This window comes from Phenylobacterium sp. (assembly GCF_004799395.1).
Classification (GTDB): domain Bacteria; phylum Pseudomonadota; class Alphaproteobacteria; order Caulobacterales; family Caulobacteraceae; genus Phenylobacterium.
Window position 1 is genome coordinate 1 of sequence record NZ_SSMZ01000189.1, and the last position, 22,462, is coordinate 22,462.

Annotated in this window: 21 protein-coding genes; 8 read left to right on the plus strand and 13 right to left on the minus strand. The window is 68.9% G+C overall.

The features are described 5' to 3' along the window. Window positions 1-1,073, minus strand: a 1,073-nt coding sequence (locus tag E8A12_RS12295) for a DHA2 family efflux MFS transporter permease subunit (protein WP_293369079.1), incomplete at its 3' end; no start/stop codon positions are given. Between the two features lie 12 nt (window positions 1,074-1,085). Next, window positions 1,086-2,159: an HlyD family secretion protein gene (locus E8A12_RS12300; RefSeq protein WP_293369081.1), complete on the minus strand. Its 1,074-nt coding sequence runs from the start codon at window positions 2,157-2,159 to the stop codon at window positions 1,086-1,088. A 137-nt stretch (window positions 2,160-2,296) separates the two neighbouring features. On the opposite strand from E8A12_RS12300, the gene E8A12_RS12305 reads away from it, so the two are divergent. After that, the gene (locus tag E8A12_RS12305; RefSeq protein ID WP_293369083.1) at window positions 2,297-3,274 is read left to right on the plus strand and encodes a LysR family transcriptional regulator; all 978 of its coding nucleotides are present in this window, start codon (window positions 2,297-2,299) and stop codon (window positions 3,272-3,274) included. Window positions 3,275-3,280: 6 nt separating this feature from the next. Beyond that, window positions 3,281-3,664: a VOC family protein gene (locus E8A12_RS12310; RefSeq protein WP_293369085.1), complete on the plus strand. Its 384-nt coding sequence runs from the start codon at window positions 3,281-3,283 to the stop codon at window positions 3,662-3,664. On the opposite strand, the gene E8A12_RS12315 is transcribed toward E8A12_RS12310, so the two are convergent. Then, window positions 3,661-4,299, minus strand: a complete 639-nt coding sequence (locus E8A12_RS12315) for a glutathione S-transferase family protein (RefSeq protein WP_293369087.1) — start codon at window positions 4,297-4,299, stop codon at window positions 3,661-3,663. The two genes, E8A12_RS12310 and E8A12_RS12315, sit on opposite strands and share 4 nt — an antisense overlap. A gap of 45 nt (window positions 4,300-4,344) precedes the next feature. Continuing rightward, window positions 4,345-4,998: a DUF2306 domain-containing protein gene (locus tag E8A12_RS12320; RefSeq protein WP_293369089.1), complete on the minus strand. Its 654-nt coding sequence runs from the start codon at window positions 4,996-4,998 to the stop codon at window positions 4,345-4,347. Between the two features lie 151 nt (window positions 4,999-5,149). On the opposite strand from E8A12_RS12320, the gene E8A12_RS12325 reads away from it, so the two are divergent. Then, complete coding sequence (locus E8A12_RS12325) at window positions 5,150-5,908, plus strand: LytTR family DNA-binding domain-containing protein (protein WP_293369091.1); 759 nt, start codon at window positions 5,150-5,152, stop codon at window positions 5,906-5,908. 3 nt (window positions 5,909-5,911) lie between these two features. Here the strand turns inward: E8A12_RS12325 and E8A12_RS12330 are convergent, their stop codons facing one another. From E8A12_RS12330 to E8A12_RS12340, 3 genes are read right to left on the minus strand one after another with little or no spacing between them, the layout of a single operon-like run. After that, a complete protein-coding gene (locus tag E8A12_RS12330; RefSeq protein WP_293369093.1) occupies window positions 5,912-7,750 on the minus strand; it encodes a DUF885 family protein in 1,839 nt (612 codons plus the stop codon). A 38-nt stretch (window positions 7,751-7,788) separates the two neighbouring features. Continuing rightward, a complete protein-coding gene (locus E8A12_RS12335) occupies window positions 7,789-9,600 on the minus strand; it encodes a DUF885 family protein (protein WP_293369095.1) in 1,812 nt (603 codons plus the stop codon). Window positions 9,601-9,641: 41 nt separating this feature from the next. Continuing rightward, window positions 9,642-11,447, minus strand: coding sequence for a DUF885 family protein (locus E8A12_RS12340; RefSeq protein WP_293369097.1), 1,806 nt, complete (start codon window positions 11,445-11,447; stop codon window positions 9,642-9,644). A gap of 140 nt (window positions 11,448-11,587) precedes the next feature. On the opposite strand from E8A12_RS12340, the gene E8A12_RS12345 reads away from it, so the two are divergent. From E8A12_RS12345 to E8A12_RS12355, 3 genes are read left to right on the plus strand one after another with little or no spacing between them, the layout of a single operon-like run. After that, window positions 11,588-14,407, plus strand: coding sequence for a beta-propeller fold lactonase family protein (locus E8A12_RS12345; protein WP_293369099.1), 2,820 nt, complete (start codon window positions 11,588-11,590; stop codon window positions 14,405-14,407). Window positions 14,408-14,467: 60 nt separating this feature from the next. Beyond that, window positions 14,468-15,709 (plus strand): TIGR03862 family flavoprotein, encoded by a 1,242-nt coding sequence (locus tag E8A12_RS12350; RefSeq protein WP_293369101.1) that lies wholly within the window; start codon window positions 14,468-14,470, stop codon window positions 15,707-15,709. Between the two features lie 18 nt (window positions 15,710-15,727). Beyond that, entirely contained in the window at window positions 15,728-16,564 is an 837-nt protein-coding gene (locus E8A12_RS12355; protein ID WP_293369103.1) for a phytanoyl-CoA dioxygenase family protein, read from the plus strand. Between the two features lie 54 nt (window positions 16,565-16,618). Here E8A12_RS12355 and E8A12_RS12360 read toward each other — a convergent pair whose 3' ends face one another. From E8A12_RS12360 to E8A12_RS12370, 3 genes are all read right to left on the minus strand, one after another. Beyond that, entirely contained in the window at window positions 16,619-16,924 is a 306-nt protein-coding gene (locus E8A12_RS12360; protein ID WP_293369105.1) for an RcnB family protein, read from the minus strand. 116 nt (window positions 16,925-17,040) lie between these two features. Continuing rightward, a complete protein-coding gene (locus E8A12_RS12365) occupies window positions 17,041-17,781 on the minus strand; it encodes a dienelactone hydrolase family protein (protein ID WP_293369107.1) in 741 nt (246 codons plus the stop codon). Between the two features lie 12 nt (window positions 17,782-17,793). Next, on the minus strand, window positions 17,794-18,612 hold the full coding sequence (locus E8A12_RS12370) for an SDR family NAD(P)-dependent oxidoreductase (protein ID WP_293369109.1): 819 nt from the start codon (window positions 18,610-18,612) through the stop codon (window positions 17,794-17,796). A gap of 108 nt (window positions 18,613-18,720) precedes the next feature. Between E8A12_RS12370 and E8A12_RS12375 the strand changes: the two genes are divergently transcribed. Together E8A12_RS12375 and E8A12_RS12380 are read left to right on the plus strand one after the other, a co-directional pair. Continuing rightward, window positions 18,721-19,632, plus strand: coding sequence for a phytanoyl-CoA dioxygenase family protein (locus E8A12_RS12375; RefSeq protein ID WP_293369111.1), 912 nt, complete (start codon window positions 18,721-18,723; stop codon window positions 19,630-19,632). Next, the gene (locus tag E8A12_RS12380; protein ID WP_293369113.1) at window positions 19,633-20,205 is read left to right on the plus strand and encodes a hypothetical protein; all 573 of its coding nucleotides are present in this window, start codon (window positions 19,633-19,635) and stop codon (window positions 20,203-20,205) included. Here the strand turns inward: E8A12_RS12380 and E8A12_RS12385 are convergent. Genes E8A12_RS12385 through E8A12_RS12395 form a run of 3 tightly spaced genes read right to left on the minus strand, consistent with a single transcriptional unit; the run spans window position 20,193 to window position 22,335 of the window. After that, window positions 20,193-20,417: a hypothetical protein gene (locus E8A12_RS12385; RefSeq protein ID WP_293369115.1), complete on the minus strand. Its 225-nt coding sequence runs from the start codon at window positions 20,415-20,417 to the stop codon at window positions 20,193-20,195. The genes E8A12_RS12380 and E8A12_RS12385 overlap by 13 nt on opposite strands. Beyond that, the gene (locus tag E8A12_RS12390) at window positions 20,414-21,340 is read right to left on the minus strand and encodes a DUF5996 family protein (RefSeq protein ID WP_293369117.1); all 927 of its coding nucleotides are present in this window, start codon (window positions 21,338-21,340) and stop codon (window positions 20,414-20,416) included. Before E8A12_RS12390 ends, E8A12_RS12385 begins: the two co-directional genes overlap by 4 nt. Continuing rightward, window positions 21,337-22,335 (minus strand): tetratricopeptide repeat protein, encoded by a 999-nt coding sequence (locus E8A12_RS12395; protein WP_293369118.1) that lies wholly within the window; start codon window positions 22,333-22,335, stop codon window positions 21,337-21,339. The genes E8A12_RS12390 and E8A12_RS12395 overlap by 4 nt, the downstream gene beginning before the upstream one ends. Between the last annotated feature and the right edge of the window lie 127 nt (window positions 22,336-22,462).

Sequence of the window (22,462 nt, forward strand, 5' to 3'; positions counted from 1 at the left end):
CACACGGTCATCGACAGGTCGAAGTTCAGCATCTGCCACAGGGCCACGCAGCTGATCAGCAGACCCGTCAAGAGGATCAGCCGGGTGTCCACCTTCCCGATCAGCCGGCCCACGGCGAACATGGCGACGAAGGATCCGACGCCGCGCGGCATGCTGACCAGGCCGGAGGTCAGCACCGGATAACCCAGCAGCGTCTGCATCATGGGCGGCAGCAGCGCCATGGTTGAGAACAGCAGGATGCCGATGAAGAAGCCGAAGATGCTGGCGGTGACGAAGTTGCGGTCGCGCATCAGCGCCTTGTCGAAGAACGGATGCGACGTGGTCAGGGTGTGGATCACGAAGACCCACAGGCCGACGCCCGCCAGAATGGTCTCGGTCCAGATTTCCTGCGAGTGGAACCAGTCCTGGCTGGGCCCGCGGTCAAGGACCAGCTGGAAGGCGCCGATGAACAGGGTGAGCATGCCGAAGCCCAGGAAGTCGAACTTCTTGGCCCGGGCCAGCCGGTCGCCGGAGATGAAGAACAGCACCCCGAGGAAGGCCAGGATGCCGATCGGCAGGTTGATGTAGAAGCACCACCGCCAGGAGAAGTCCTCGGTGAAATAGCCGCCCAGCGCCGGACCCAGGATCGGTCCGAGGATCGCGCCGGCGCCCCAGATCGCCATGGCCTGGCCGTGCTTCTCCGGCGGGTTGATGTCGAGCAGAACCGCCTGGGACAGCGGGATGAGCGCCGCGCCGAACACGCCCTGCAACAGGCGGAAGATCACGATTTCCGGCAGCGACGTGGCGATGCCGCAGAGCATCGAGGCAAAGGTGAAGCCTCCGATGGAGATCAGGAACATCCGCTTGCGGCCGATCCGATCGGCGAGCCAGCCCGACAACGGCGTCATGATCGCCGCGGCCACGATGTAGGAGGTCAGCACCCAGGTGATCTGCTCGGGCGACGCCGACACCGAGCCCTGCATATGCGGCAGGGCCACGTTGGCGATCGTCGTGTCCAGTGAGTTCATCACCGTCGCCAGCATGATCGAAATGGTGATCGGCCAGCGGTTCTTGGCGTCGTGTTGCGTGACCATGGCCGTCAGGCCCTAGCGGGCGCCCGGCGCGCGGACGTCGACGGTCACCTTGGCTGAAAGGCCTGCGCGTCCCGCCATGTCCGGCGGCGTCTTGTCGAACGCGATCCTCACCGGCAGGCGCTGCACCACCTTCACCCAGTTGCCGGTGGCGTTCTGGGCGGGCAGGGCCGAGAAGGCCTGGCCGGTGCCGGGTGAGAAGCTGGCCACGTGGCCCTTCAGAGCCTCCGGATAGGCGTCGATCTTGATGGTCACCGGCTGGCCCACCTTCATGTGGGCGAGCTGGTCTTCCTTGAAGTTGGCCTCGATCCACGGCTCGCCGGACAAGAGCCAGAAGCCGGTCTGGGAGGCGTTCAGATAGGTGCCCACCGGCATCTGGTCGACGCGGGTGACGATGCCGTCGGCGGGCGCGGCGACCGTGCCGTAGGCGACGTTCAGCTTGGCGCGGTCGAGCTGGGCCTGGGCCTGCATCACCGCCGGCGCGGCGCCGGGGGCGAGGTTCGGGTTGCCGCCGAGGTTGGCCAGCACCTGGGCCGCCTGCTGCTGGGCCGCGGCGAGCTGCTGGCGGGCGGCCAGCACGGCGTGGTTGGCCTGATCGACCTGGGCCAGGGAGTCCACCCCGACATTGGCGAGGTTCTTGGTCCGCGCGGCTTCGGTGGTGGCGTAGGCGAGCTGGTCCTTGGCGGCCTGCACCATCGCCTGCTGCTGCTGGTAGCTGGCGCGCAGCGCGCCGACCTGCAGCGCGGCGTTGGCGACCGAGGCGGCGGCGGCGTCGGCGTTGGCCTGCATGTCGCGGATGTCGAGGCGGAACAGCACCTGGCTGCGCTTCACGACCTCGTTCTCGTGCACATAGATGTCGGTCACCCGCCCGGCGATCGACGGCGCCACCGGCGCCTTTTCGATCTGCACATAGGCGTCGTCGGTGGTCTGGGTCTTGCCGCCGGTGGCGATGAACCAGATCACGATCCCGGCGATCAGCAGCGGACCCCCGATGATCAGCGGCCAGCGCCAGCGCTGCATGAAGCTGGGCTTGGCCTTCGGATCGACGTCGGCGTTGCCACGCAGCGGGATGACTTCAGGTTCGCTCAACGCGAGCCCCTTTCACTCGGAAATGACGCAAAGGGCCACGCGGACGCTGGCCGTCCCTGGCCGCGCCGGCGTTCCCGTCGAAACCTGAGATAGGGCTGCCCGCCCGATGATCCAAATGATATGTTGTCACGCAACATATGAGCCTTGTTCATAACATCCGGCCTTCGAGCCTCGACCTGAACCTGTTGCGCGTCTTCGACGTGCTGCTGGAGGAACGCAGCGTGACCCGCGCCGGCGCTCGCCTGGGCCTCACCCAATCTGCGGTGAGTCACGCGCTCAACCGCCTGCGCTACATGTTGAACGACGAATTGTTCGTTCGAGGTCCCGCCGGAATGCAGCCGACGCCACGCGCAGTGGAGATGGGCCCGCAGGTGCACGCCGCGCTCAACCAGCTGCAGGCGGCGCTGGCCCCCTCCGACTTCGATCCGGCCACCAGCGAGCGGCGCTTCGCGGTCGTGGCTGGCGCCTACGCCAGCGCCATCCTCGCGCCGCCGATGGCCAGCCGCCTGGCCCAGGCCGCGCCGCGCTGCGAGCTGCTGATCGCCGAGCTGGCCAACGACGTCCTGGAGCGCACCGACGCACGGCGGGTGGACTTCATGGTGGGCAGCGTGCTGGCCGCGCCGGAGCGGTTCGCCCGGGAGACGCTCCTCACCGAGGAGTTGGTCTGGGTGGTGCGCTCCGGCCATCCGGTCTTCGCCGGCGAACGGATCGAGCTGCAGACGCTGGTCTCCGTCCCGCACGTGGTGATCGCCCGCAGCCTGCCGGGCCTGATCGAGGATGGCGGCGAGCGTCGCGCCTTCGTCAGCCGGGCCAGCTGGGAGGACGCCGGCGCCTTCGAGGCCGCACTGGCCTCGCGCGGCCTGACGCGGCGGGTCGGGGTTTCGGTGCCCGACACCTATACCGCGCTCGCCGTCGCCAGCCGCACGGACATGGCGACCCTGATCCCGCGGCGCCTGGCCCTGATGTCGGCCCAGGTCGGTCGCGTGAAGCTGATCGATCCGCCCTATGAAAGCCCGGCCGTGGATGTGAGTCTCCTATATCTCAGGGAACGCCTGGCGGAGCCGGCCATGGTCTGGATGCGCGATCTGATCCGCGGCGTTGCGGCTGGACTCTAGGAACCTATGCGACAGACCCTGACCGCCCTGCTCGTCCGCGACTATGACGAGGCCATCGCCTTCTACGTCGGCAAGGCCGGCTTCACGCTCGTCGAGGACACGCCCCAGGGCGGCGGCAAGCGGTGGGTGGTAGTCCGCCCCGGCGGCGGCGGCGCGGGCCTGCTGCTGGCCCGGGCCGCAGGCGAGGCCCAGACCGCCCGCATCGGCGACCAGACCGGCGGGCGGGTGTTCCTGTTCCTGGAGACCTCGGACTTCGCCGCCGACCACGCCCGGATGAGCGCGGCCGGCGTCCGCTTCTTGGAGGCTCCGCGACGGGAGCCCTACGGCGCCGTCGCAGTCTTCGAGGACCTCTACGGCAACCGCTGGGACCTGATCGAACCCAAGGCCTAGGCCGACTGCGGCTGGGCCTGGGCCGCGGCGATCAGGCCGTCGTCGATCTCCCGGGCGCGCACCGCCGCCGGACGGCTGGAGACCCGCTCCCAGTAGGCGGTGAAGGCCGGGCGCTTGTCGATCGATCCGAACTGCATCCCCCAGCCGATCTGCGAACCGGTGTAGACGTCCGCCGCACTGAACTTGCCGCCGGCCAGGTATTCGCGGCCGGTCACCGCCGTCTCCAGGGCGTTCAGGGTGTCTTCCAGCGAGCCGAAACCGGCCATGCGCTTCTGCTCAGGCTTCGGGTCGAAGCCCAGGCTGCGCGCGGTCACCGCCGCCTCGACGGGTCCCGCGCCAAAGAACAGCCAGCGATAGTAGTCGCCGCGCTCGGCGCTCGGCGGCGCCAGTCCCGCCTCCGGAAAGGCGTCGGCCAGGTAGGCGCAGATCGCCGCGCCTTCGGTCACCACCAGGTCGCCGTGCTTGAGCGCCGGGATCTTCCCCATCGGATTGATCGCCAGGTACTCCGCTCCCTTCAGCGTCGACGCATAGTCGAGGATCACCGTCTCGTACGGTTGGCCCACCTCCTCGAGCATCCAGCGCACGATGCGCCCACGCGACATGGGGTTGGTGTAGAAGATCAGGTCCTTGGACATGGCGGTCTCCCTCTTCCGCCCGCAGCGGGCGGCGCAGACGTGACCCTATTGTGCCTCCACTGACAGCATTCTGTCAGCATGCCGTCGTGTGAACCCGCCGCGCAGGTTCGCCCAGTTCAGATAGATCTCCGCCACGACGAGGTTCGACGTCCAGGAAAACCAGGAGATGATCCGGTAGCCCTCAAGGAAGTTCATGTGCAGGAACATCGGCGGGATCGGCAGATAGAGGCGAAGGGTCACCGCCGCGAACGTCATGGCGAATGAGCGGATCATCCAGCGCCGGTGCTCGGCGATCCGGCCCTGCGTCGCCAGCCAGAAGGCGTAGGCCGTGGCGCCGAACCAGAGCACGGCCAGGGTCCCAAAACCCCACTGGGCGACGGGCCCCGCGTCCGTGCCGGTGGCCAGCACCAACCCGGCGGGCGCCGCGGTCAGGCAGGCGATCACGTACGTCTTGCCGATGTTTCGATGCAGCTTGGGCAACCGCATCCGCAGCCTGGGCAGGAACTGCAGCGGCCCGATCAGCAACGCGGTGGCCGCGAACCCGGCATGGATCGGCAGCCAGGGCCTGCGCATCACGTTGGCGGCGATGTCATTGCCGACCGCCGGAAGGCTGGGCAGCAGCAGGCGATAGGAGAACAACGCCACGCCCAGGCTGAGGAAGGCGGCCAGGGCCCAGAGGCTTTTCGAAACGCGGGACATCGATGAACTCCGTTTGACCGCCCATCGGATGGCAGAGCCCCGGACCGCTCGCGACCGCCAACCCGTAAACGGCGCCTAATCTGCGCGAACGGGTCGCGCGGCCCCGTTGGCGCGTGCCAGACTGCGCCGACTCTTCGCGGACGGAGCCTTCATGCCGGGACCCAGGACACCGCTGCTCTTGCGCCGCGCGGCGGCGGAGACAGCGCTCCTGCTGGCGGTCGGCCTGTTCCTTGGCGCGCTTGGCCCCTTTGGCGCGGCCGCGGAGAGCGCCCTGATCCGCTTCACCTACTGGCCGATCGTCATCGTCGGCGGCGGGGTGATCGGCATCGCCATCGACGTCGTGGTCAGCGCCCGCCTGACGGGGTTCTGGACCCGTCTGGCCGCGGACACCGTCCTGATGACCGCGCCGGTGACAGGCCTCGTCTGGTGCGTGTCCGAGCTGATGTTGGGCCTGCCGGCAAACCAGCCGCACCTTGCTCCGCTCGTCTATCAGGTCGCGGTGATCAGCTTCGGCGTCATGCTGCTGCGCCAGCTCGCCTGGCGCGGCGTCTGGACCGAGCGCACAGCCGCCGAACCCGAACCGCCGCCCGAGGCGTCAGACCCCTTCCGCCTGCGCCTGTCGGCCCGGCGCCGGTCCGCCCGCCTGCTCGCCGTGGAAGCCGAAGACCACTACCTGCGCGTCCACACCGACGCCGGCGACGAGCTGATCACCGCCAGGTTCAGCGACGCGTTGCAGGAGCTCGCTCGGCTCTCCGGCTACCAGACGCACCGGTCATGGTGGGTCGCGGCCGGGGCGATCGAGGCCGTGCGCTGGCGGCGCGGACGCGGCGAACTGCGGCTGGCGAGCGGCCTCACCGTCCCGGTCAGCCGCACCCACTCCGCCCTCTTGAAGCGCGAGGGCTGGTTCTAGCCCCTAGGCCTGCGTCGCGATCCACTCCGAGACGTGCCGCTGCAGCACGGTCAGCGGCATCGCGCCTGAGAGCAGCACCGCATCGTGGTAGGCCTTCAGGTCGAACTTGGCGCCCAGCTTGGCCTTGGCCTCGTCGCGCACCTTCACCCAGACGGTATGGCCGACCTTGTAGCTGTTGGCCTGGCCGGGCCCGGCGAAGTAGCGCTCCACCTCGCGCTGGGCGCGGGTCTTGGTGTTGCCGATGGTGTCGACCATGTACTGGGTCGCCTGTTCGCGGGTCCAGCGCTTGGCGTGGATGCCGGTGTCGGTGACCAGGCGCGCGGCGCGGAACAGCAGGGACTGCAGGTAGCCGGCCTCGCCCAGCGGGTCGAAGTCGTTGGCGCCCATCTCCTGGGCCAGCTGTTCGGCATAGAGCGCCCAGCCCTCGACGAAGGCCGAATAGCCGCCGCCGTTGCGCCGGATCTTCGGCATCTGGGCGGACTCCTGGCTGAGCGCGATCTGCAGGTGGTGGCCGGGGATCGTCTCGTGGTGCGCCAGCGTCCACAGATTGTAGCGCGGCCAGTCGGAGGTCTCTTTCAGGTTGATGTTGAACACCGCCGGGCGCGATCCGTCGGGCGCGGCGCCGTTGTAGTAGCCGTTGGCGGCGCCATCCTGGATGAACACCGGCACCCGGCGCACCTCGACCTTGGCCTTCGGCAGGGTCCGGAAGGCGTTGGGCAGCAGTTTGTAGACCTCGACGATGTGGTCGTTCAGCAGCTTCAAGATTTCCGCGCGGCCTGCGTCGGTGTTGGCGAACACCTGGTCGGGACGGTTGTTCAGGGCCACGAGGCGTGCGCCCACCGTGCCCTGGGTCAGGCCCTGCTTCCTGAGGATCGCGTCCAGCCGGCCGCCGATCTCGGCCACCTGGTCGCGGCCGAGCTGGTGGACCTGTTCGGGAGTGTAGTCGGTGGTGGTCGAGGCTTTCACCGCGTCGGCGTAGTAGGCGTCGCCGTTGGGGAGCGCCCACGCGCCCGCGTTGGGCTGGGCCTTCGCTTTCAGCGCGGTCATGGCGGCGATCTGGCGATCGAGCGCCGGGAACACCTCAGCTTCGACGATCCTGCTCGCGCGGCCTTCCCAGTCGCCGTCGAGGTTGGCGGTCTTGGCCTTCTTGACGATCGAGGTGACCAGGATGGTCTTGCCCGCTGGCTGGTCGCGCAGCGCGCGCATCTGGCCCACGCTGAGGTCGCAGATGAAGGCCGCCGGGATCGCGCCCAGGGCGACGTCATGGCGCTGCCGGTCGAGGTCCTGGTCCATCACCCGGGCGAAGGCGGAGAGGCGCGAGAGATAGGCCTCGGCGTCGTTGGCGTCGGCGACGCGGTGCGATGAGTCCAGGAAGTCCGGGACCTCCTGATAGGAGCCCGACTGCTGGCTGATCACATAGGGCCGGAAGTTGCCGCCGGTGTCGCCGAACTTCCACTTGTCGGCGCTGCGGACCGACTGTTCCTGCCCATAGAGGATGACATCGAGGTCGATCTTCGAGGCGGCCGAGAGCTTGGCACGGTCGATGGTCTGCAGCTGCTTCATTCGCATGCGCGTGCGCTCGAGGCGCTGGGCGCGGGCTTCCAGGGAGTTGTCGTCGAGCTGCGACTTGAGCGCCGCGCGGGCGCCCTTGTCGAGGTTGAGCGAGGTGGCGCGGCGCGGGCTCTCGTCGATCTGGGCCTCGTAGATCTGGTCGAGCATGGCGCGAAGCCTGGCGTCCTCGGAGGCCGCCGGGGCTTGGGCCTGGGCGAGCGCCGGGGCCGCGGTCAGCAGGGCCGCGCCGGCGGTGGTCGCGAGGAAGGTGCGACGATCGAATTCACTCATATTTTCTATCCCCCGGGAGAATGACTTAAGGTTTTGGATCAGGCCTTGTTGGCGGCGATGTAGCTGTCGACCACGTTGCCGAGCACGGTCAGCGGCATGGAGCCGGCGGCCAGCACCGTGTCGTGGAATTTGCGGATGTCGAATCTCGGACCCAGCGCCGCCTTGGCCTTCTCGCGCAGCCGCAGGATGGTGACCTTGCCCACCATGTAGCTGCAGGCCTGGCCCGGCGTGACGCAGTAGCGTTCGATCTCCTGCTGGGCGAGCGGGATCGGGTCGCCGTCGGTGCCGGCCAGGGTCTCGCTGGCCGTCTCGCGGCTCCACTTCAGGGCGTGCAGGCCGGTGTCGGTGACCAGCCGGCCGGACCGCAGCAGAGCGTCGTGGATGTAGCCCAGCTCCCAGTCCGGATGATCCTTGTAGAAGCCCATCTCGTCGGCGAGTTGTTCGGAATAGAGCGCCCAGCCCTCGGCATAGGCGCCGAAGCCGCCAGCCTTGCGGATCAGTGGCAGGTCGGCCTGGCGCTGCAGGGTGATCTGCAGGTGGTGGCCGGGGATGCCCTCGTGGAAGGTCGTCGTCGGCATGTCCCAGAAGGGCGCCTCGGCGGTGTCGCGCAGGTTCAGCCAGTAGATGCCGGGCCGCGCGCCATCCAGGCTGCCGCCGGTGTAGTGGGTCGAGGCGCCGGCCTCGGTCGCGGCCGGGATGCGGCGGATCTCCAGCGGCGTCTTGGGCAGGGTTCCGAAGTACTCCGGCAGCCGGGCCTGCATGGCCTGGACGAGCGCGTTGAGGTCGGCGACCTCCTTGGCCTTGCCCTCATCGGTGTTCGGATAAAGGTACTTGGGGTCCTTGAAGAGCGCGCCATAGCGCTGGGCCACCGTGCCCTGGCTCAGACCCAGTTTCCGGAAGAGGACGTCGGCGCGCGCCGAGAGCGTCTTGGTGACGTCGAGGCCGAGCCTGTGCACTTCGGCAGGCGTCATCGTCGTGGTCGTGCGCGTCTCGAGGGCGAGCGCATACCAGGCCTCGCCGTCCGGCAGTTTCCAGACCCCGGCGTCGTGCGTCGCCTTGCCCTTCAGGCTCTCCAGCAGCGCCATCTGCCGATCCAGCGCCGGCAGCACCTTGCGTTCGTAGACCGCCGCCGCCTGCCCGGCCCAGTCGCCCTCGATCCCCTTGGCCTTGGCCCTTCGGGTGAGCGAGGCGACCAGGGTCGATTTGTCGGCGGGCGCATGCAGGGTGTTCATCTGGGCGAGCGCGCCGGCGATGCAGAAGTCCGGCGGGATCACGCCCAGCCCCGCATCGTGGCGGACCCGCTCGCACTCCTCGTCCATCACCCGGGCGAACTCGCCCAGCCGCGCGAGATAGGCCTCGCAGTCTTCCTTGGTGGCGATGGTGTGCTGGCTGTCGAGGAAGTCCGGCGTGCCCTGATAGGCGCCGGTGATCTGGCTCAGCACATAGGGCGAATTGCCGGTCGGATAGGCGAAGCGGCGATTGCCCCGGTCGGCGGCCTCGAGGTTGTAGAACACGCAGTCGTAGTTCACCGCCGCCATGCCGGTGAGCGCCTTGCGGTCGATGCCGCGCAGCCGCGCGAGGTTGGCGGCGGTCTGCGCCTTGCGCCGCTCCACCTCGGCCAGGGAGGCGTCGTGCAGCTTGAACTTGGCGCTCGCGCGCGAGCCCTTGTCGAGGCCGAGCCCGGTGACCTGCTCAGGGCTCTCGTCCAGCGACTGGTTGAAGATGTCGTCGAAAGCCTTGTTGAGCTGGGCTTCGGCGTCGCCGGTCGTGGCCGCGGCCCGACCGGCGGCGAACGCCAGCGCAGCGCCGGCGGTGGTCGCCAGGAAGCCCCGGCGATCGAATTGGCTCATGTCTTCATTCCCCCGAATGCGTTCGCCCCTGGCGCCTTGGATCAGGCTGCCCGGTGCGCGGTGATGTAGTTGTCCACGGCGTGCTCCAGTACGGTCAGCGGCATGGAGCCCGCCAGCAGCACCGCGTCGTGGAACTGGCGGATGTCGAACCGCGGTCCCAGCGCCGCCCTGGCCTTCTCGCGCAGCCGCAGGATGGTGACCTTGCCCACCATGTAGCTGCAGGCCTGGCCCGGCCAGACGCAGTAGCGTTCGATCTCCTGGGTCGCCAGCGAGATGGGATCCCCGTCGGTGTCCGCGAGGGTTTGCGCGGCCTTCTCGCGGGTCCAGCGCAGGCTGTGCAGCCCGGTGTCGGTGATCAACCGCCCGGAGCGCAGCAGGGCGTCGTGGATATAGCCCAGCTCCCAGTCCGGGTGGTCGGCGTAGAAGCCCATCTCCTGGGCCAGCTGCTCCGAATAGAGCGCCCAGCCCTCGATATAGGCCCCAAAGCCGCCGGCCTTGCGCAGCATCGGCAGGTCCGCCTGCTTCTGCAGCGTCAGCTGCAGGTGGTGCCCCGGAATGCCCTCGTGGAAGGTCGTCGTCGGCATGTCCCAGAAAGGCGCCTCGGCGGTGTCGCGCAGATTCAGCCAATAGATTCCGGGCCGCGCGCCATCGAGGCTGCCGTCCGTGTAGTGGGTCGACGCACCGGCCTCGGTCGCGGCCGGGATACGGCGGATCTCCAGAGGCGTCTTCGGCAGCATGCCGAAATAGGTCGGCAGGCGGGACTGCATGCCCTGAACAAGCGCGTTCAGATCATTGATCTCCTTCGCCTTTCCGGCGTCGGTGTTGGGATAGATGTACTTCGGGTCCTTGAACAGCGCGCCATAGCGTTCGGTGACCGTGCCGCCGGTCATGCCGATCTTCCTGAACAGCACGTCGGCGCGCGCCTGCAGGTCTCGGGTGACGTCGAGCCCGAGTTGATGCACCTCGGCCGGCGTCATGGTCGTGGTGGTTTCGGCTTGCAGGGCGTGGGCGTAGTAGGCCTCCCCGTCCGGCAGCTTCCAGACGCCGGCGTCGTGCGTCGCCTTGCCCTTCAGGCTCGTCAGAAGCGCCATCTGCCGCTCCAGCGCCGGCAGCACCTGGGCCTCGTAGGCCTTGGTCGCCTTCGCCGTCCAATCGCCGGCGAGGCCCTTGGCCTTGGCGCGCTCGGCCAGCGAGGTCACCAGCGTCGACTGCGCCGCCGGGGCGTGCAGGGACTTCATCCCGCCGAGCGCGCCGTCGATGCAGAAGTCCGGCGGCGTGACGCCCAGCGCCACGTCGTGGCGGACCCGCTCGATCTCCTGGTCCATCAGGCGGGCGAACTCGCCCAGGCGCGCCACATAGGCCTCGCAGTCGGCGGCCGTCTCGATGGTGTGCTGGCTCGCCAGGAAGTCCGGCACGTCCTGCCAGGCCCCGGTGATCTGGCTGAGGATATAGGGCGAAGAGCCGTCGCCGTAGTTGAAGCGCCGGTTGCCGGCCTCGGTCGTCTCCAGGTCGTAGAGCACCGAGTCGTAGTTCACCGCGGGCATGCCCGAGAGCGCCGGACGGTCGATACCCTTCAGCCGGGCGAGTTGGGCGGTGTTCTCGCGGCGATGGCGTTCGACATCGGCCAATGAGCCTTGATGCAGCTTCGCCTTGGCCGCAGCCCGTGTCCCCTTGTCGAGGCCAAGCGATGTCGCGAGCTCCGGACTTTCGTCCAGCTCCTGGTTGAAGAAGTCGTCGAACGCCTTGTTGAGCTGGACCTCAGGGCCCTTCGAGGCCTGGCCGCGGGCGACGCCCACGAGCGCCAGGGACGCGCTTGCCGAGAGCAGGACATGACGGCGGCTGAGCAAGGCTTCGGCTCCGGTTTATTTTGCAGCGGTCAGGATTAAGGTCGGTCGAGGCTGGACAGCAAGCGAGGTTTCCCTCGCAGCGGCCTTTCTGCGCCACGCGTCTCGCAGATGTCACCTAACGCAGCCAGGATCCTCGACAAATGCGCCTCCGCCGAATCATCGCCTGCATCGCCGCCCTGTTCGCTGGCCTGGCCACCGGACTGGCCGCCGCGGCGTCTGGCGAAATCCTGCCCACCGGCCAGCACCTCACGCCCCAGGCCGCGAACGGCGCCCTGTTCCAGGCGCTGAATCCCGACCTGCCGGACCTGCCCGCCTTCACCGCCGGCCAGGCCTCCGCTGTCGCCCTCTCCCCCGACCGACGGACCCTGCTGATCCTGACCACCGGCTACAACCGCAACGTCGGCGCGGACGGCAAACAGGTTCCGGCGCTCAGCAACGAATATGTCTTCGTGTTCGACGTCTCTGGCGCCGCGCCGGTGAAGCGGCAGGTGCTGCAGATCCCCAACACCTTCCTGGGTCTCGCCTGGGCGCCGTCCGGCGAACGGTTCTACGTCTCCGCCGGGGTCGATGACGCGGTCCTCGAGTACCAGGGCGGGGCGCGGGGCTTCCAGCCGGGGCGCCGCTTCCCGCTTGGGCATAGGGCGGGCCTGGGCGTGCAGGTGAAGCCGGAGGCGGCGGGGGTCGCTGTCAGCCCTGACGGCCGCCTCCTGCTCGCCGCCAATCTGCAGAACGATTCGGTCAGCCTGATCGATCTCGCCAGCGGCGAGGTGACCGCCGAACGCGACCTGCGCCCCGGCAAGAACGATCCCGCCCGCCATGGCCAGCCCGGCGGCGGCTACCCTCGCGCGATCGCCTGGACCGGGCCGCGCCAGGCCTTCGTCACAGCGGAGCGCGACCGGGAGATTGTCGCCCTGTCAGTCACCGGCCACGCGCTGACCATCACGCGGCGCATCCGCACCACCGGCCAGCCGACCGCCCTGCTGGCCACGCCGGGCGGCCGGCGGCTCTATGTCGCCTTGGGGAACACCGACGGCGTGGCGCAGATCGACCCCGCGAACGGGCGCGTCCTCTGGCGCACGCCCACGCTCGCCACCGCCGCCCTGATGGCCGGCAAGCGCTTCGAAGGCGGCGCGAACAGCAACGCGCTGGCCTTGTCGCCGGACGGACGGCGGCTCTACGTTTCGAACGGCGGCGAGAACGCCGTGGCGGTGCTGACCCTGGGCGCTGGCAAGACCGGAGCCCGCGTCACTGGCCTGATCCCCACGGGCTGGTACCCGACGGGCGTCGCGGCGACGGGCGGCCGCCTCTATGTCGTCAACGGCAAGAGCGACCCGGGCCCCAATCCGGGTTGGTGCCGCAACACGCTCAGCACGGACCCCAAGGACGCAGCCGCCTGCCGGGCCACCAACAGCTACGGCTGGCAGCTGGAAAAGGCCGGGTTCCTGGCGCTGCCCGCGCCGGACGCAGCGGAGCTGAAGCGGCTGACCCATCAGGTGGCGGTCAACGTCGGCTTCGCGCCCGACCCCGCAGCGGCCGAGGACGCCGCGGTGATGGCCGCCGTCCGGGCGCGCATCAAACACGTGATCTTCATCGTCAAGGAGAACCGCACCTACGATCAGATCCTGGGCGACCTGGAGGTGGGCGACGGCGATCCGAAGCTGGCGATCTTCCCGCGGGCGATGACCCCCAACCAGCACGCGATCGCCCGCCAGTTCGTCACCCTGGACCATCTCTTCGCCTCGGGCGAAAGCTCCAACACCGGCTGGAACTGGACCACCGCGGCGCGAACCACCGACTTCACCGAGCACGAGGCGCCGGTGAACTACGCGGGCCGCGGGCTGCAGTACGATCAGGAAGGCGAGAACCGCAACCTCAACGTCGGCATCGCCGACCACAAGGCGCGCAAGGCGGCCAAGGCGGCCACGCCCGACGACGACGACATCCTGCCCGGCGCCACGGACGTCGCAGCCCCCGACGGGCCGGAGGGCGAAGAAGGCCAGGGCTATGTCTGGGACGCCGCGCTGCGCAAGGGGCTCAGCGTGCGCAACTACGGCTTCTACGGCGATCTCTCGCGCTACAGCGACAAGGCCGCCGATCCGATCCCGCCTGAGCGCGACCCCTTCGCCAAGCGGTTGCCGGTGTTCATCACCACCAAGCCGGCGCTGGCCAGGGTCACCGACGTCTATTTCCGCGGCTTCGATCAGGGCTTCCCCGACTACTGGCGCGTCCAGGAGTGGAAGCGGGAGTTCCGCGGCTACGCGGACAAGGGGGACCTGCCCAACCTGACGCTCCTGCGGCTGGCGCATGACCATACCGGCGCCTTCGGCAAGGGCGTCGACAGGGTCGACACCGTCGAGACCGAACAGGCGGACAACGACTACGCCGTCGGCTTGGTGCTGCAGACGCTCTCCGAAAGCCCGTTCGCCAAGGACACCTTGGTCTTTGTCATCGAGGACGACGCCCAGGACGGCCCGGACCATGTGAGTTCGCGGCGCACGGTGGCCCTGGTGGCCGGCCCCTATGTGCGCCAGCACACCGTGGTGTCGCGGCCCTACACGACGGTCAATTTCGTGCGCACCATCGAAGCCGTGCTGGGGCTTCAGCCCATGGCGATGAACGACGCCCTGGCGCGGCCGATGACCGACCTGTTCGACCTGAAGCAGGCCGCCTGGAGCTATCGCGCCGAGCTCCCCGCCGTGTTGCGGACCACCGACCTGCCGGTGCCGGGAAAGACCGCCGATGCGGGGTCTGTCGGCCTTTGCCGACCCGTGCGGACCGCCGGCTACTGGGCCCAGGCCATGGCGGGCCTCAACTTCGATGTCGAAGACCATCTGGACACCCCGCGGTTCAACCTGGCGCTCTGGACCGGGATGACCGGCGAGGCGGTCGTGCCCACACCCACCGGCGAGGACCTGAGCCACGACCGCGCCGCGCGGCTGGCGGCGTCGGCCTGTCGCTGAGCATTGGCTGGCCGGAAGTGTCCCGCGGCTGATATGGGTCGCCCTTGAGACCTAGAGGATTTGCCTGTGACGCCCGCCGCCAAGCTCCGCCCTGTCGCCGTGATCGGCGGCGGGCCCGCCGGCTTGATGGCGGCGCAGGTGCTGGCTGAGCGCGGCTGTCGGGTCACCGTCTACGACCGGATGCCATCGGTGGGGCGCAAGTTCCTGATGGCCGGGCGCGGCGGTCTGAATCTCACGCATTCCGAGGCGATCGAGCCGTTCCTGACCCGTTATGGGGCGGGGGCCGCCCGCCTCGCCCCGCTGGTGGAGGCCTTCCCGCCATCGGCGCTGATCGCGTGGGCCGAGGGGCTCGGCCAGGCGACCTTCGTGGGGTCTTCAGGCCGGGTGTTTCCCAAGGCGCTCAAGGCCTCGCCCCTGCTGCGCGCCTGGCTCGGACGGCTGCGGGAGCTGGGTGTCGAGATCAAGACCCGCCACGATTGGCAGGGCTGGGACGCCGACGGCGCGCTGCGCTTCAAGACGCCCGACGGCGAAACCGCCGTCTCGCCCGACGCCACCCTCCTGGCGCTTGGCGGCGCGAGCTGGCCGAAGCTCGGCTCGACCGGCGGCTGGGTGGACGTGCTGGCTGGGGCCGGTGTGGTGCTTAGCCCGCTGAGGCCCGCCAACGCCGGCTTCGACGTGGCCTGGAGCGAGATCGTCCGCGACCGCTTCGCCGGCCAGCCGCTTAAGGGTGTGGCGATCACCTTCGGCCGGGTCCGGGTGCGCGGCGAGGCGATGGTCACCCGCCACGGCCTCGAGGGCGGCGCGATCTATGCGCTCTCGGCGCCGCTGCGAGACGCCATCGGGGCCCATGGCTCGGCGAAGTTGTGGATCGACTTGCGGCCCGACGCCAAAGCCGAAGAGCTCGCCGCGAAACTCGCGCTGCAGCCGGCCCACCAATCGCTCTCCAACCGGCTTCGCAAGGCGCTGCACATGACGCCGCTGGAGACCAACATCCTGCGCGAGGCGCACGGCCGGGACCTGCCCTCCGACCCGGCGGCCCTGGCCCAGGCGATCAAGGGCGTCCCTCTGATGCTCTGCGGCATGCGACCGATCGCGCGCGCCATCTCGACGGCTGGCGGGGTCGCCTTCGACGCGGTGGATGGCGATCTGATGCTGGCCGCCCGGCCGGGCGTCTTCGTGGCCGGCGAGATGCTGGATTGGGAAGCGCCGACCGGCGGCTACCTCCTGCAGGCCAGCTTCGCCACCGGCATGGCTGCCGCTCGCGGCGTCCTCCGCCGGCTGGAAACGGGCGTGGTACAATAGCTGCGGGAGGTCCGCCGCATGGACAAACCGACCGCCAGCTTCGACGCCGATGCTCACGCCGCGGAGATCCGCGAGCAGGGCTTCACCGTCATCGACGACTTCATGAGCCCCGACGCGCTCGCCGAGTTCCGAGCCCGGCTCCAGCCCTTCCTCGGCGGCCATCGCGGCCGCAACGACTTCGAGGGTTTCGAGACCGAGCGGGTCTACACCCTGGTCGCGCGCGGCAAGGTGTTCGAAGACCTGGCGTGCGAGCCGCGCCTGCTGGCCCTGCTCAGCCGCTTCCTCGAGGGCCACTTCCTGCTCTCCGCCACCCACGCCATCAACCTCAGGCCCGGTGAGACGGCGCAGGGCATCCACACCGACGATGGCTTCTACCGCCAGCCGCGGTCGAGCCCGGCGGTGGGCTATTCGGTGATCGGCGCCATCGACGCCTTCACCGCCGCCAATGGGGCGACGGAAGTGATCCCGGGCAGTCACCTCTGGAGCGAGGACGACATCGCCACGCGCCGCGCCGAACCCGGCGGGTTGGAGAAACACCTGGTCCCGATGGAGATCCCCGCCGGCGCGGCCTTCGTCTTCCCCGGCAAGCTGCTGCACCGCGGCGGGGCGAACACCACCGACAGGCCCCGCCTGGCCTTCACCAACCAGTACTGCGCCGGCTGGGCGCGGCCGCAGGAGAACTTCTTCCTGTCCGTGCCGAAGGAGATCGTGCGCGCGATGTCGCCGCGCGCCCAGGTCCTGCTGGGCTATGAGCTGTGGCCGACCTTCATGGGCATGGTCACCGCCTCGCACCCGGCCAAGTCGCTGGAACCGGGCTGGATCCCGCCGATCGTCGCCCAGGCGCCGCGCACATAGCAAAACCCCTCCGCCACAGGCGCGGCGGAGAGGTTTTGGCCGATGCGACTGCGCCTAGTGGTTGGCGGCGACGACGGAGGCGATGAGGCCGGTGGTGATCGCGATCATCGCGTAGTTGTTGTCGTCGGTCCGCACCCAGCGGTAGCCGCGCCGCGGCGCGCTCAGGTGGTTGGCGCGGTAGTCCACGTCGTGGCTGCGGTCCGAGTAGTAGGTCTTGGGCATGCGCTGGCCCTGCGCCCAGTGGGACTGCTGTTGGCCGCCGCGATCGCCCTGCTGGTCGTCGCGGTGGTCGGGTTGGGCCAAGGCGGCCGTGCCGGTGAGCAGGCTGAGCGCGATGGCGGCTGTGAGCAGACGTTTCATGGTTGGACTCCTTATCCGCGACCACAAATATCGCCCGCGGCCTGAGCCCGGTCTGAACGTCACGGCTCAGCAAAGGTTCATCATATGTCGGCCAGGAAACACAGTAGCCCCCGCCGTCAGATGAGCCGGCGCTTCCAGAGCGAGAACAGCCGCTCCCAATGACGCTCGGCGGCGGGCTTGTCGTAGACGGCGCCGCGCTGCGGGAAGGCGAAGCCGTGGTGGACGCCCTCATAGAGCTCGACTTCGGCGTTGAGATTCTTGGACTTCACCGTCTGGTCCAGGGTCTCGACCATCTCCAGCGGCGCATAGCTGTCATGCTCGGCGCAGGCGAAATAGAGCTCGCCCTTGGCCCTCTGCGCCGCCAGGTGCGGGCTGTCAGGGCCGTCAGTGACCAGTTGCACGCCATAGATCGAGGCGGCCGCCGCCACCCGGTCCGGATAGCGCGCCGCGAAGCTGATCGCGTACTGGCCGCTCATGCAGTAGCCGAGGGTGGCGATCTTGCCCTTGCTCGCCGCCGGATCGCGGTCGGCGTAGTCCAGCAGCGCGTCAGCGTCGTCCATGATCAGCGGGATGGAGATCGAGCCCATCAGCTCGAACATCCGCGCCCGCGCCTCGGCTTCCGGCAACGGCGGCAGGTCCTTCAGTTCCAGGACCCCGGACCGGTAGTAGAGGTTGGGCAGCATCACGTAATAGCCCGCCGCTGCGATGCGGCGGGCCATGTCACGCAGTTCCTCGCGGATCGCCGGCGCGTCCATGAAGAACAGCACCAGCGGCCGAGGCCCGTCGCGCTCCGGATGGACGATAAAGGTGGTGATCGCCCCATGCTTGGTGGGGATGTCGATAGTCTGCTCAATCATGCGCGCGGGCTCTCAAACGAGTTCCGAAGGTTCGACGTTCTGTTCCTTCAGGAACGGCTCGGCGTAGTTGATCGTGCCGGTGAGCGCCTTGGGATCCCCCGACGCCAGGCGATAGACCGCCTCGGCGATGTATTTGATCGGCTGGACACGGTCCTTGGTGGCCTCGTTGATCAGCCCATGGACCGCGACGCCTGGGGTGTCGACCAGGCCCGGTGAGACCACATTGACCGCGATGTTGTCGTCATAGACCTCCGACGCCAGGCCGGTGGTGAAGCGCTCCAGCGCCGCCTTGCACATGCCGTAGACCGTACCGCCGCCGCGCCGGGTGTAGGGCAGCTTCGGATGGAGGCCGGCGCCGGAGGAGATGTTGACGATCCAACCCTGCTTGCGCTCGCGCATTGACGGCAGGACCAGCTGGCACAGGTGGAAGGGCGCGTAGACCTGCACCTCCATCATCAGCTTGAAGCGTTTCTCCGGGAAGTCGGCGACCGGCATGAAGTAGGTGATGGCCGCGTTGTTCACGAGGATGTCGATCGGCCCGTAGGCGGCCGTCGCCTCCTCGATCAGCCGCTCGCGCTCGGCGGCCTGGGCCAGGTCGGCCTTGATGAAGGTCGCATGCCCGCCGGCCCGCTTGATCCGGTCGACAGTCTCGTGAAGCGTACCCGGCAGCCGGCTCTCGCCATCCTCGGCGGTGCGGGCGGAGACCACGACATTGGCGCCCTCCATGGCCAGGCGCGCGGCGATGGCCTCTCCGATACCGCGGCTGGCGCCGGTGACGAGCGCGTTTCGGCCCTTCAGCGGGCCATTGGAATTGATCCGGGGCTCACTCATGACGCGTCCTCCAAATGTCTTTTGTTCTAATGGCCCAAGGCTCGCGCGGCTGGCGGCCCGAGGCAAGGGTGGTTGCGCAGGCGCACGCCGGGCGCTTGACTGGCCGCCATGAGGATTCCCGACGAAAATCTGGCCGAGGTCTACGACCGGGGCTTCACCGTGGTCGAAGGCTTCCTCGACCAGGACACGCTGAAGGCCGCCCAGGACGCGCTGTGGGAGATCTATCCCCGCCCTGAGGCCTATTTCGCCGAGCCCGAGGCCTATCCGAAGTACGCCAGGAGCCAGTTCGCGGGCCTGCGCTTCTTCCCCTACCCCTCCTGGGCCCTCAACCGGGTGGCGGTCTATCCGGACCTGATCGACGCGGCCGAGCGGTTCCTGCGGACCACTGAGATCGATTGCTACAAGATCGAGCTCTGGGCGAAGTACTCCGGCGCCATCGACTACGACCAGGCCCATCACCGCGACTACGAGAACCACACCATCGTGGTGCCCCGCGCTGACCAGCTGATGCCGCAGATGACCTGCTTCATCCTGCTGTCGGACGTGACCGACCTGGATGGCCCGACCAAGGCCGTGCCCCAGGACAAGACCCGCCATGTGCCCATCGGAATCAACCGCACGGAGATGGGCCGGTTCTTCGACGACGAGGTTTCGGTGACGGGCCCCGCCGGATCGATCCTGATCTACAAGACCGACGTCTTCCACCGCGGCTCGGACTTCAGGGCGCCCGGCCGCTCGCGCTTCGTCATGCCGGTGGACTTCAAGCCGCGCGGCTGGCGCTGGCAGGGCAAACTCGCCTGGCCCGACCGCGCTGAATATCCAGGCTGGAAAGAGGCGATGGTGAAGATGACGCCCCGCCAGCGCGACCTCTTCGGCTGGCCGCCAGCGGGCGATCCCTACTGGAACGCCCAGACGCTGAGCGACGTGGCTCTGCGCTATCCCGGCCTCGACCTTTCGCCCTACGCGGGGTCGCCGGATGCGCCCAGGGCTGGTCGCCGCGAGGATCGGACGGGCGGGTAGATGCTGAAACTCAACATGGGCTGCGGGCTGAACAAGCTCGAGGGCTACGTCAACATCGACTCCATGCCGGGCGCCGAGCCCGACGAGTTGGTCGACCTGGAGCAGACGCCCTGGCCCTGGCCCGACAACAGCGTCGGGGAGGTCGTCTTCAATCACTCCCTGGAGCACATGGGCGGCGACCCCAAGGTGTTCCTGGCGATCATGGTCGAGCTCTATCGGATCTGCACGCCCGGCGCGGCGGTCAATATCCGCGTCCCCGATCCGCGGCACGATCACTTCCTGAGCGATCCCACGCACGTGCGGGCCATCACGCCGAACATGCTGCAGCTCTTCGACCGGGAGCTGAACGAGCAATGGGGCCGCCAGCGCATCTCCAACTCGCCGCTGGCCCTCTACACCGGCGTCGACTTCAAGCTGGCGAGCTATCGGATGGTTTTGGCGGAGCCCTATGGGTCACGCTTCGACGCCGGTGAACTCACCGCCGAGCAGGCTCATCAGACCGCGTCATCGCTCAACAATGTCATCCAGGAATGGGTGATCCAGCTTGAGGTCCGCAAACCTCAGCCAGCCTGATCATCCTCGCCAAGCTGGACGATCCGGCGCACGTGAAGCTCACCGATCTCGAGGCGCTTGATGCGCACGCGCCCGACGCTGAGCGCGCCGATCGCCATCGCCCCGACCGATATGGCGCCGATGGCCAGTGCGCCAACGGCGGCCGCGCCCGCGGCCAGGCCGAGCCACGCGCCCAGCGGCGGGCGCGGCCTGGCGACGATGGGCTCGTTCATGATCGCTCCAATTCCTTGCGCGGCCATTGGGCCAGGTCAGCGGCCGCTTCGTAGGTCGACTGGAGGAAATCCATCAGCGCCGCCTCCGGGTCCGGCGCGGCCCGCATGGCCTCATAGGTCAGCACGAACTCGCCGAAGGTGGCGTCCCAATGGGCGTCCGAGGGCCGCACGGCCGCGTCCCTGAACCCCGCCGGCTCGGGATAGGCGTAGGCGTAGAACATCGCCGCCACGCCCGGGGCGCCCGGCCAGAAGCCGCAGCTCGACACCTCGTGCGAATAGGCCTCGACGCTGACCGACGCCGGCGCCAGGGGCGAGCCGGGATGGGCCGGCGCGCGGCGGCCGGAGAAGCGGGTCTCCGCCAGGTCGAAGCTCCCCCAGAAGAAGTGCACGGGGCTCGCCTTGCCGAGATAGCGGGCCCGGAACGCCTTCATCGCCCGGTCGGCCTGCACCAGCACGCGCCAGAACCGCTGGGCGGCGGCGGCGTCATAGGCGCGGTGCGTCTCGTCGGTCTCGAAGGGGATCGGGTCTTCCACCTCGCAGGGCGTGGTCCAGATGTGCGGGTGTGCACCCAGCTGGGCCAGAATGGCCATGACCCGGCGGTAGAACTCCGCGACGCTCATCGGCGCCAGGGCGAAGCTTTCCTCCCGCCCATCGCTGCAGGTCAGCCGCAGCCGATGGTCCAAGAAGTCGAAGATGATCTCGAGTGTCCGTCCGCCGAGCGGGATCGGCGAGGTCGTCAGGCCCCGCGCCGAGACGTAGAGCGGTACGTGCCACCAGTGGTTCACCGGCGGGGTCATGACCATGCGGACCTTGCCGACGATCTGGGTCCACATGTGCAGGGTGGCCGCAGTGTCGGCCCAGTCGTCGTAGGCGAGCGCCGGCCAGTCTGGGTCAGACCCGGCCGATGCGCCCGCCGCGGTCATGCCGGCTGTCCCGCCGCCTCGCGCACCTCGGCCACCACGCTCGCCCAGTCGCCGGGGGCGGGCTGGCGGAAGATGCGGATCGAGGGATACCAGGGGCTGTCGGTGCGGTCGGTCAGCCAGCGCCAGTCGCCCTTGTAGGGCAGCAGCAGCCAGCAGGGCTTGCCCATCGCTCCCGTCAGGTGGGCCACCGCCGTATCGACCGTGATCACCTTTTCCAGGCCGCGCACGATCTCGGCCGTCGCCTCCATGTCGGCCGCGCCGGTGACCTCCCGCTCCAGGCGCACGACGCCCGGAAGACTGGCCAGGCCCGCGGCGGCGGCCTCGGAGATCGAGCGGTTGGCGTCGTCGGGATGTTCCGGCGCGCCGCGGGTGACCAGGCCGACGCCCGTCCCGCCCGCCCGACCCGGCAGGTAGGGCGCGGGGGGAATAGTCTCCAGTGTCGTGCCCATCCGCCATGGCAGGGAGGCCGAAAGCACCCAGGCGTCGTGCGCAGGGATCTGCACCGGCCCCGCGGCGGTGATGATGTCGCATCCGAGCGAAGCGAAGAGCCGGGTGAGTGCAGGGGGGCACATCAGCGTCACCTTGATCCCGCGCGCCTTCAGAGCGCCGACGTAGCGCGCATGCTGGATCTGGTCGCCCAGGCCCTGCTCATGCCAGACCAACAGGGTGTTGATCGGTTGTCCCTGCCATTCGGGAAAGCTGAGCGGGGGTTTGCGGTTGTGGCCCGGCTTGAGCATCCGCGCCTCGTAGTAGGGCCAGGCCTCCAGGTAGCGGCCCAGGCGCAGCAGCAGGTAGGCCAGCTGACGCTGAATGAGGGGACCGTCGGGCTCGATCTTCAGGTAGTCGCGATAGATGGCTTCGGCCTCGCCCCAGCGCCCCTGATCTTCCAGCAGTAGGCCCAGGTTCAGCGCGGTAGGGCTGGTCGGGACCGTCGCCTGCAGGGCGGTGTAGAAGCGCTCGGCCTCCAGCAGGCGTCCGGCGTTTTGGGCGGCCACCGCGCGGTCCCACACTGCCGCGGCGGTGAGCTTTTTCGGCTCGCCAGCTTGGGGCGCGGCGGCTTGAGGCTCTGGAGCTTGGGGATCGGCAGGCGGCACGGCGGGCTTTCGGTCTTGCGCAAAGATC

Coding starts and splice junctions, on each gene's coding strand:
- E8A12_RS12360 (WP_293369105.1), bottom strand. CDS start 16,924: ATGAAACGTCTGCTCACAGCCGCCATCGCGCTCAGCCTGCTCACCGGC.
- E8A12_RS12345 (WP_293369099.1), top strand. CDS start 11,588: ATGCGCCTCCGCCGAATCATCGCCTGCATCGCCGCCCTGTTCGCTGGC.
- E8A12_RS12375 (WP_293369111.1), top strand. CDS start 18,721: ATGAGGATTCCCGACGAAAATCTGGCCGAGGTCTACGACCGGGGCTTC.
- E8A12_RS12380 (WP_293369113.1), top strand. CDS start 19,633: ATGCTGAAACTCAACATGGGCTGCGGGCTGAACAAGCTCGAGGGCTAC.
- E8A12_RS12370 (WP_293369109.1), bottom strand. CDS start 18,612: ATGAGTGAGCCCCGGATCAATTCCAATGGCCCGCTGAAGGGCCGAAAC.
- E8A12_RS12335 (WP_293369095.1), bottom strand. CDS start 9,600: ATGAGCCAATTCGATCGCCGGGGCTTCCTGGCGACCACCGCCGGCGCT.
- E8A12_RS12385 (WP_293369115.1), bottom strand. CDS start 20,417: ATGAACGAGCCCATCGTCGCCAGGCCGCGCCCGCCGCTGGGCGCGTGG.
- E8A12_RS12325 (WP_293369091.1), top strand. CDS start 5,150: ATGCCGGGACCCAGGACACCGCTGCTCTTGCGCCGCGCGGCGGCGGAG.
- E8A12_RS12310 (WP_293369085.1), top strand. CDS start 3,281: ATGCGACAGACCCTGACCGCCCTGCTCGTCCGCGACTATGACGAGGCC.
- E8A12_RS12315 (WP_293369087.1), bottom strand. CDS start 4,299: ATGTCCAAGGACCTGATCTTCTACACCAACCCCATGTCGCGTGGGCGC.
- E8A12_RS12305 (WP_293369083.1), top strand. CDS start 2,297: ATGAGCCTTGTTCATAACATCCGGCCTTCGAGCCTCGACCTGAACCTG.
- E8A12_RS12365 (WP_293369107.1), bottom strand. CDS start 17,781: ATGATTGAGCAGACTATCGACATCCCCACCAAGCATGGGGCGATCACC.
- E8A12_RS12320 (WP_293369089.1), bottom strand. CDS start 4,998: ATGTCCCGCGTTTCGAAAAGCCTCTGGGCCCTGGCCGCCTTCCTCAGC.
- E8A12_RS12355 (WP_293369103.1), top strand. CDS start 15,728: ATGGACAAACCGACCGCCAGCTTCGACGCCGATGCTCACGCCGCGGAG.
- E8A12_RS12330 (WP_293369093.1), bottom strand. CDS start 7,750: ATGAGTGAATTCGATCGTCGCACCTTCCTCGCGACCACCGCCGGCGCG.
- E8A12_RS12390 (WP_293369117.1), bottom strand. CDS start 21,340: ATGACCGCGGCGGGCGCATCGGCCGGGTCTGACCCAGACTGGCCGGCG.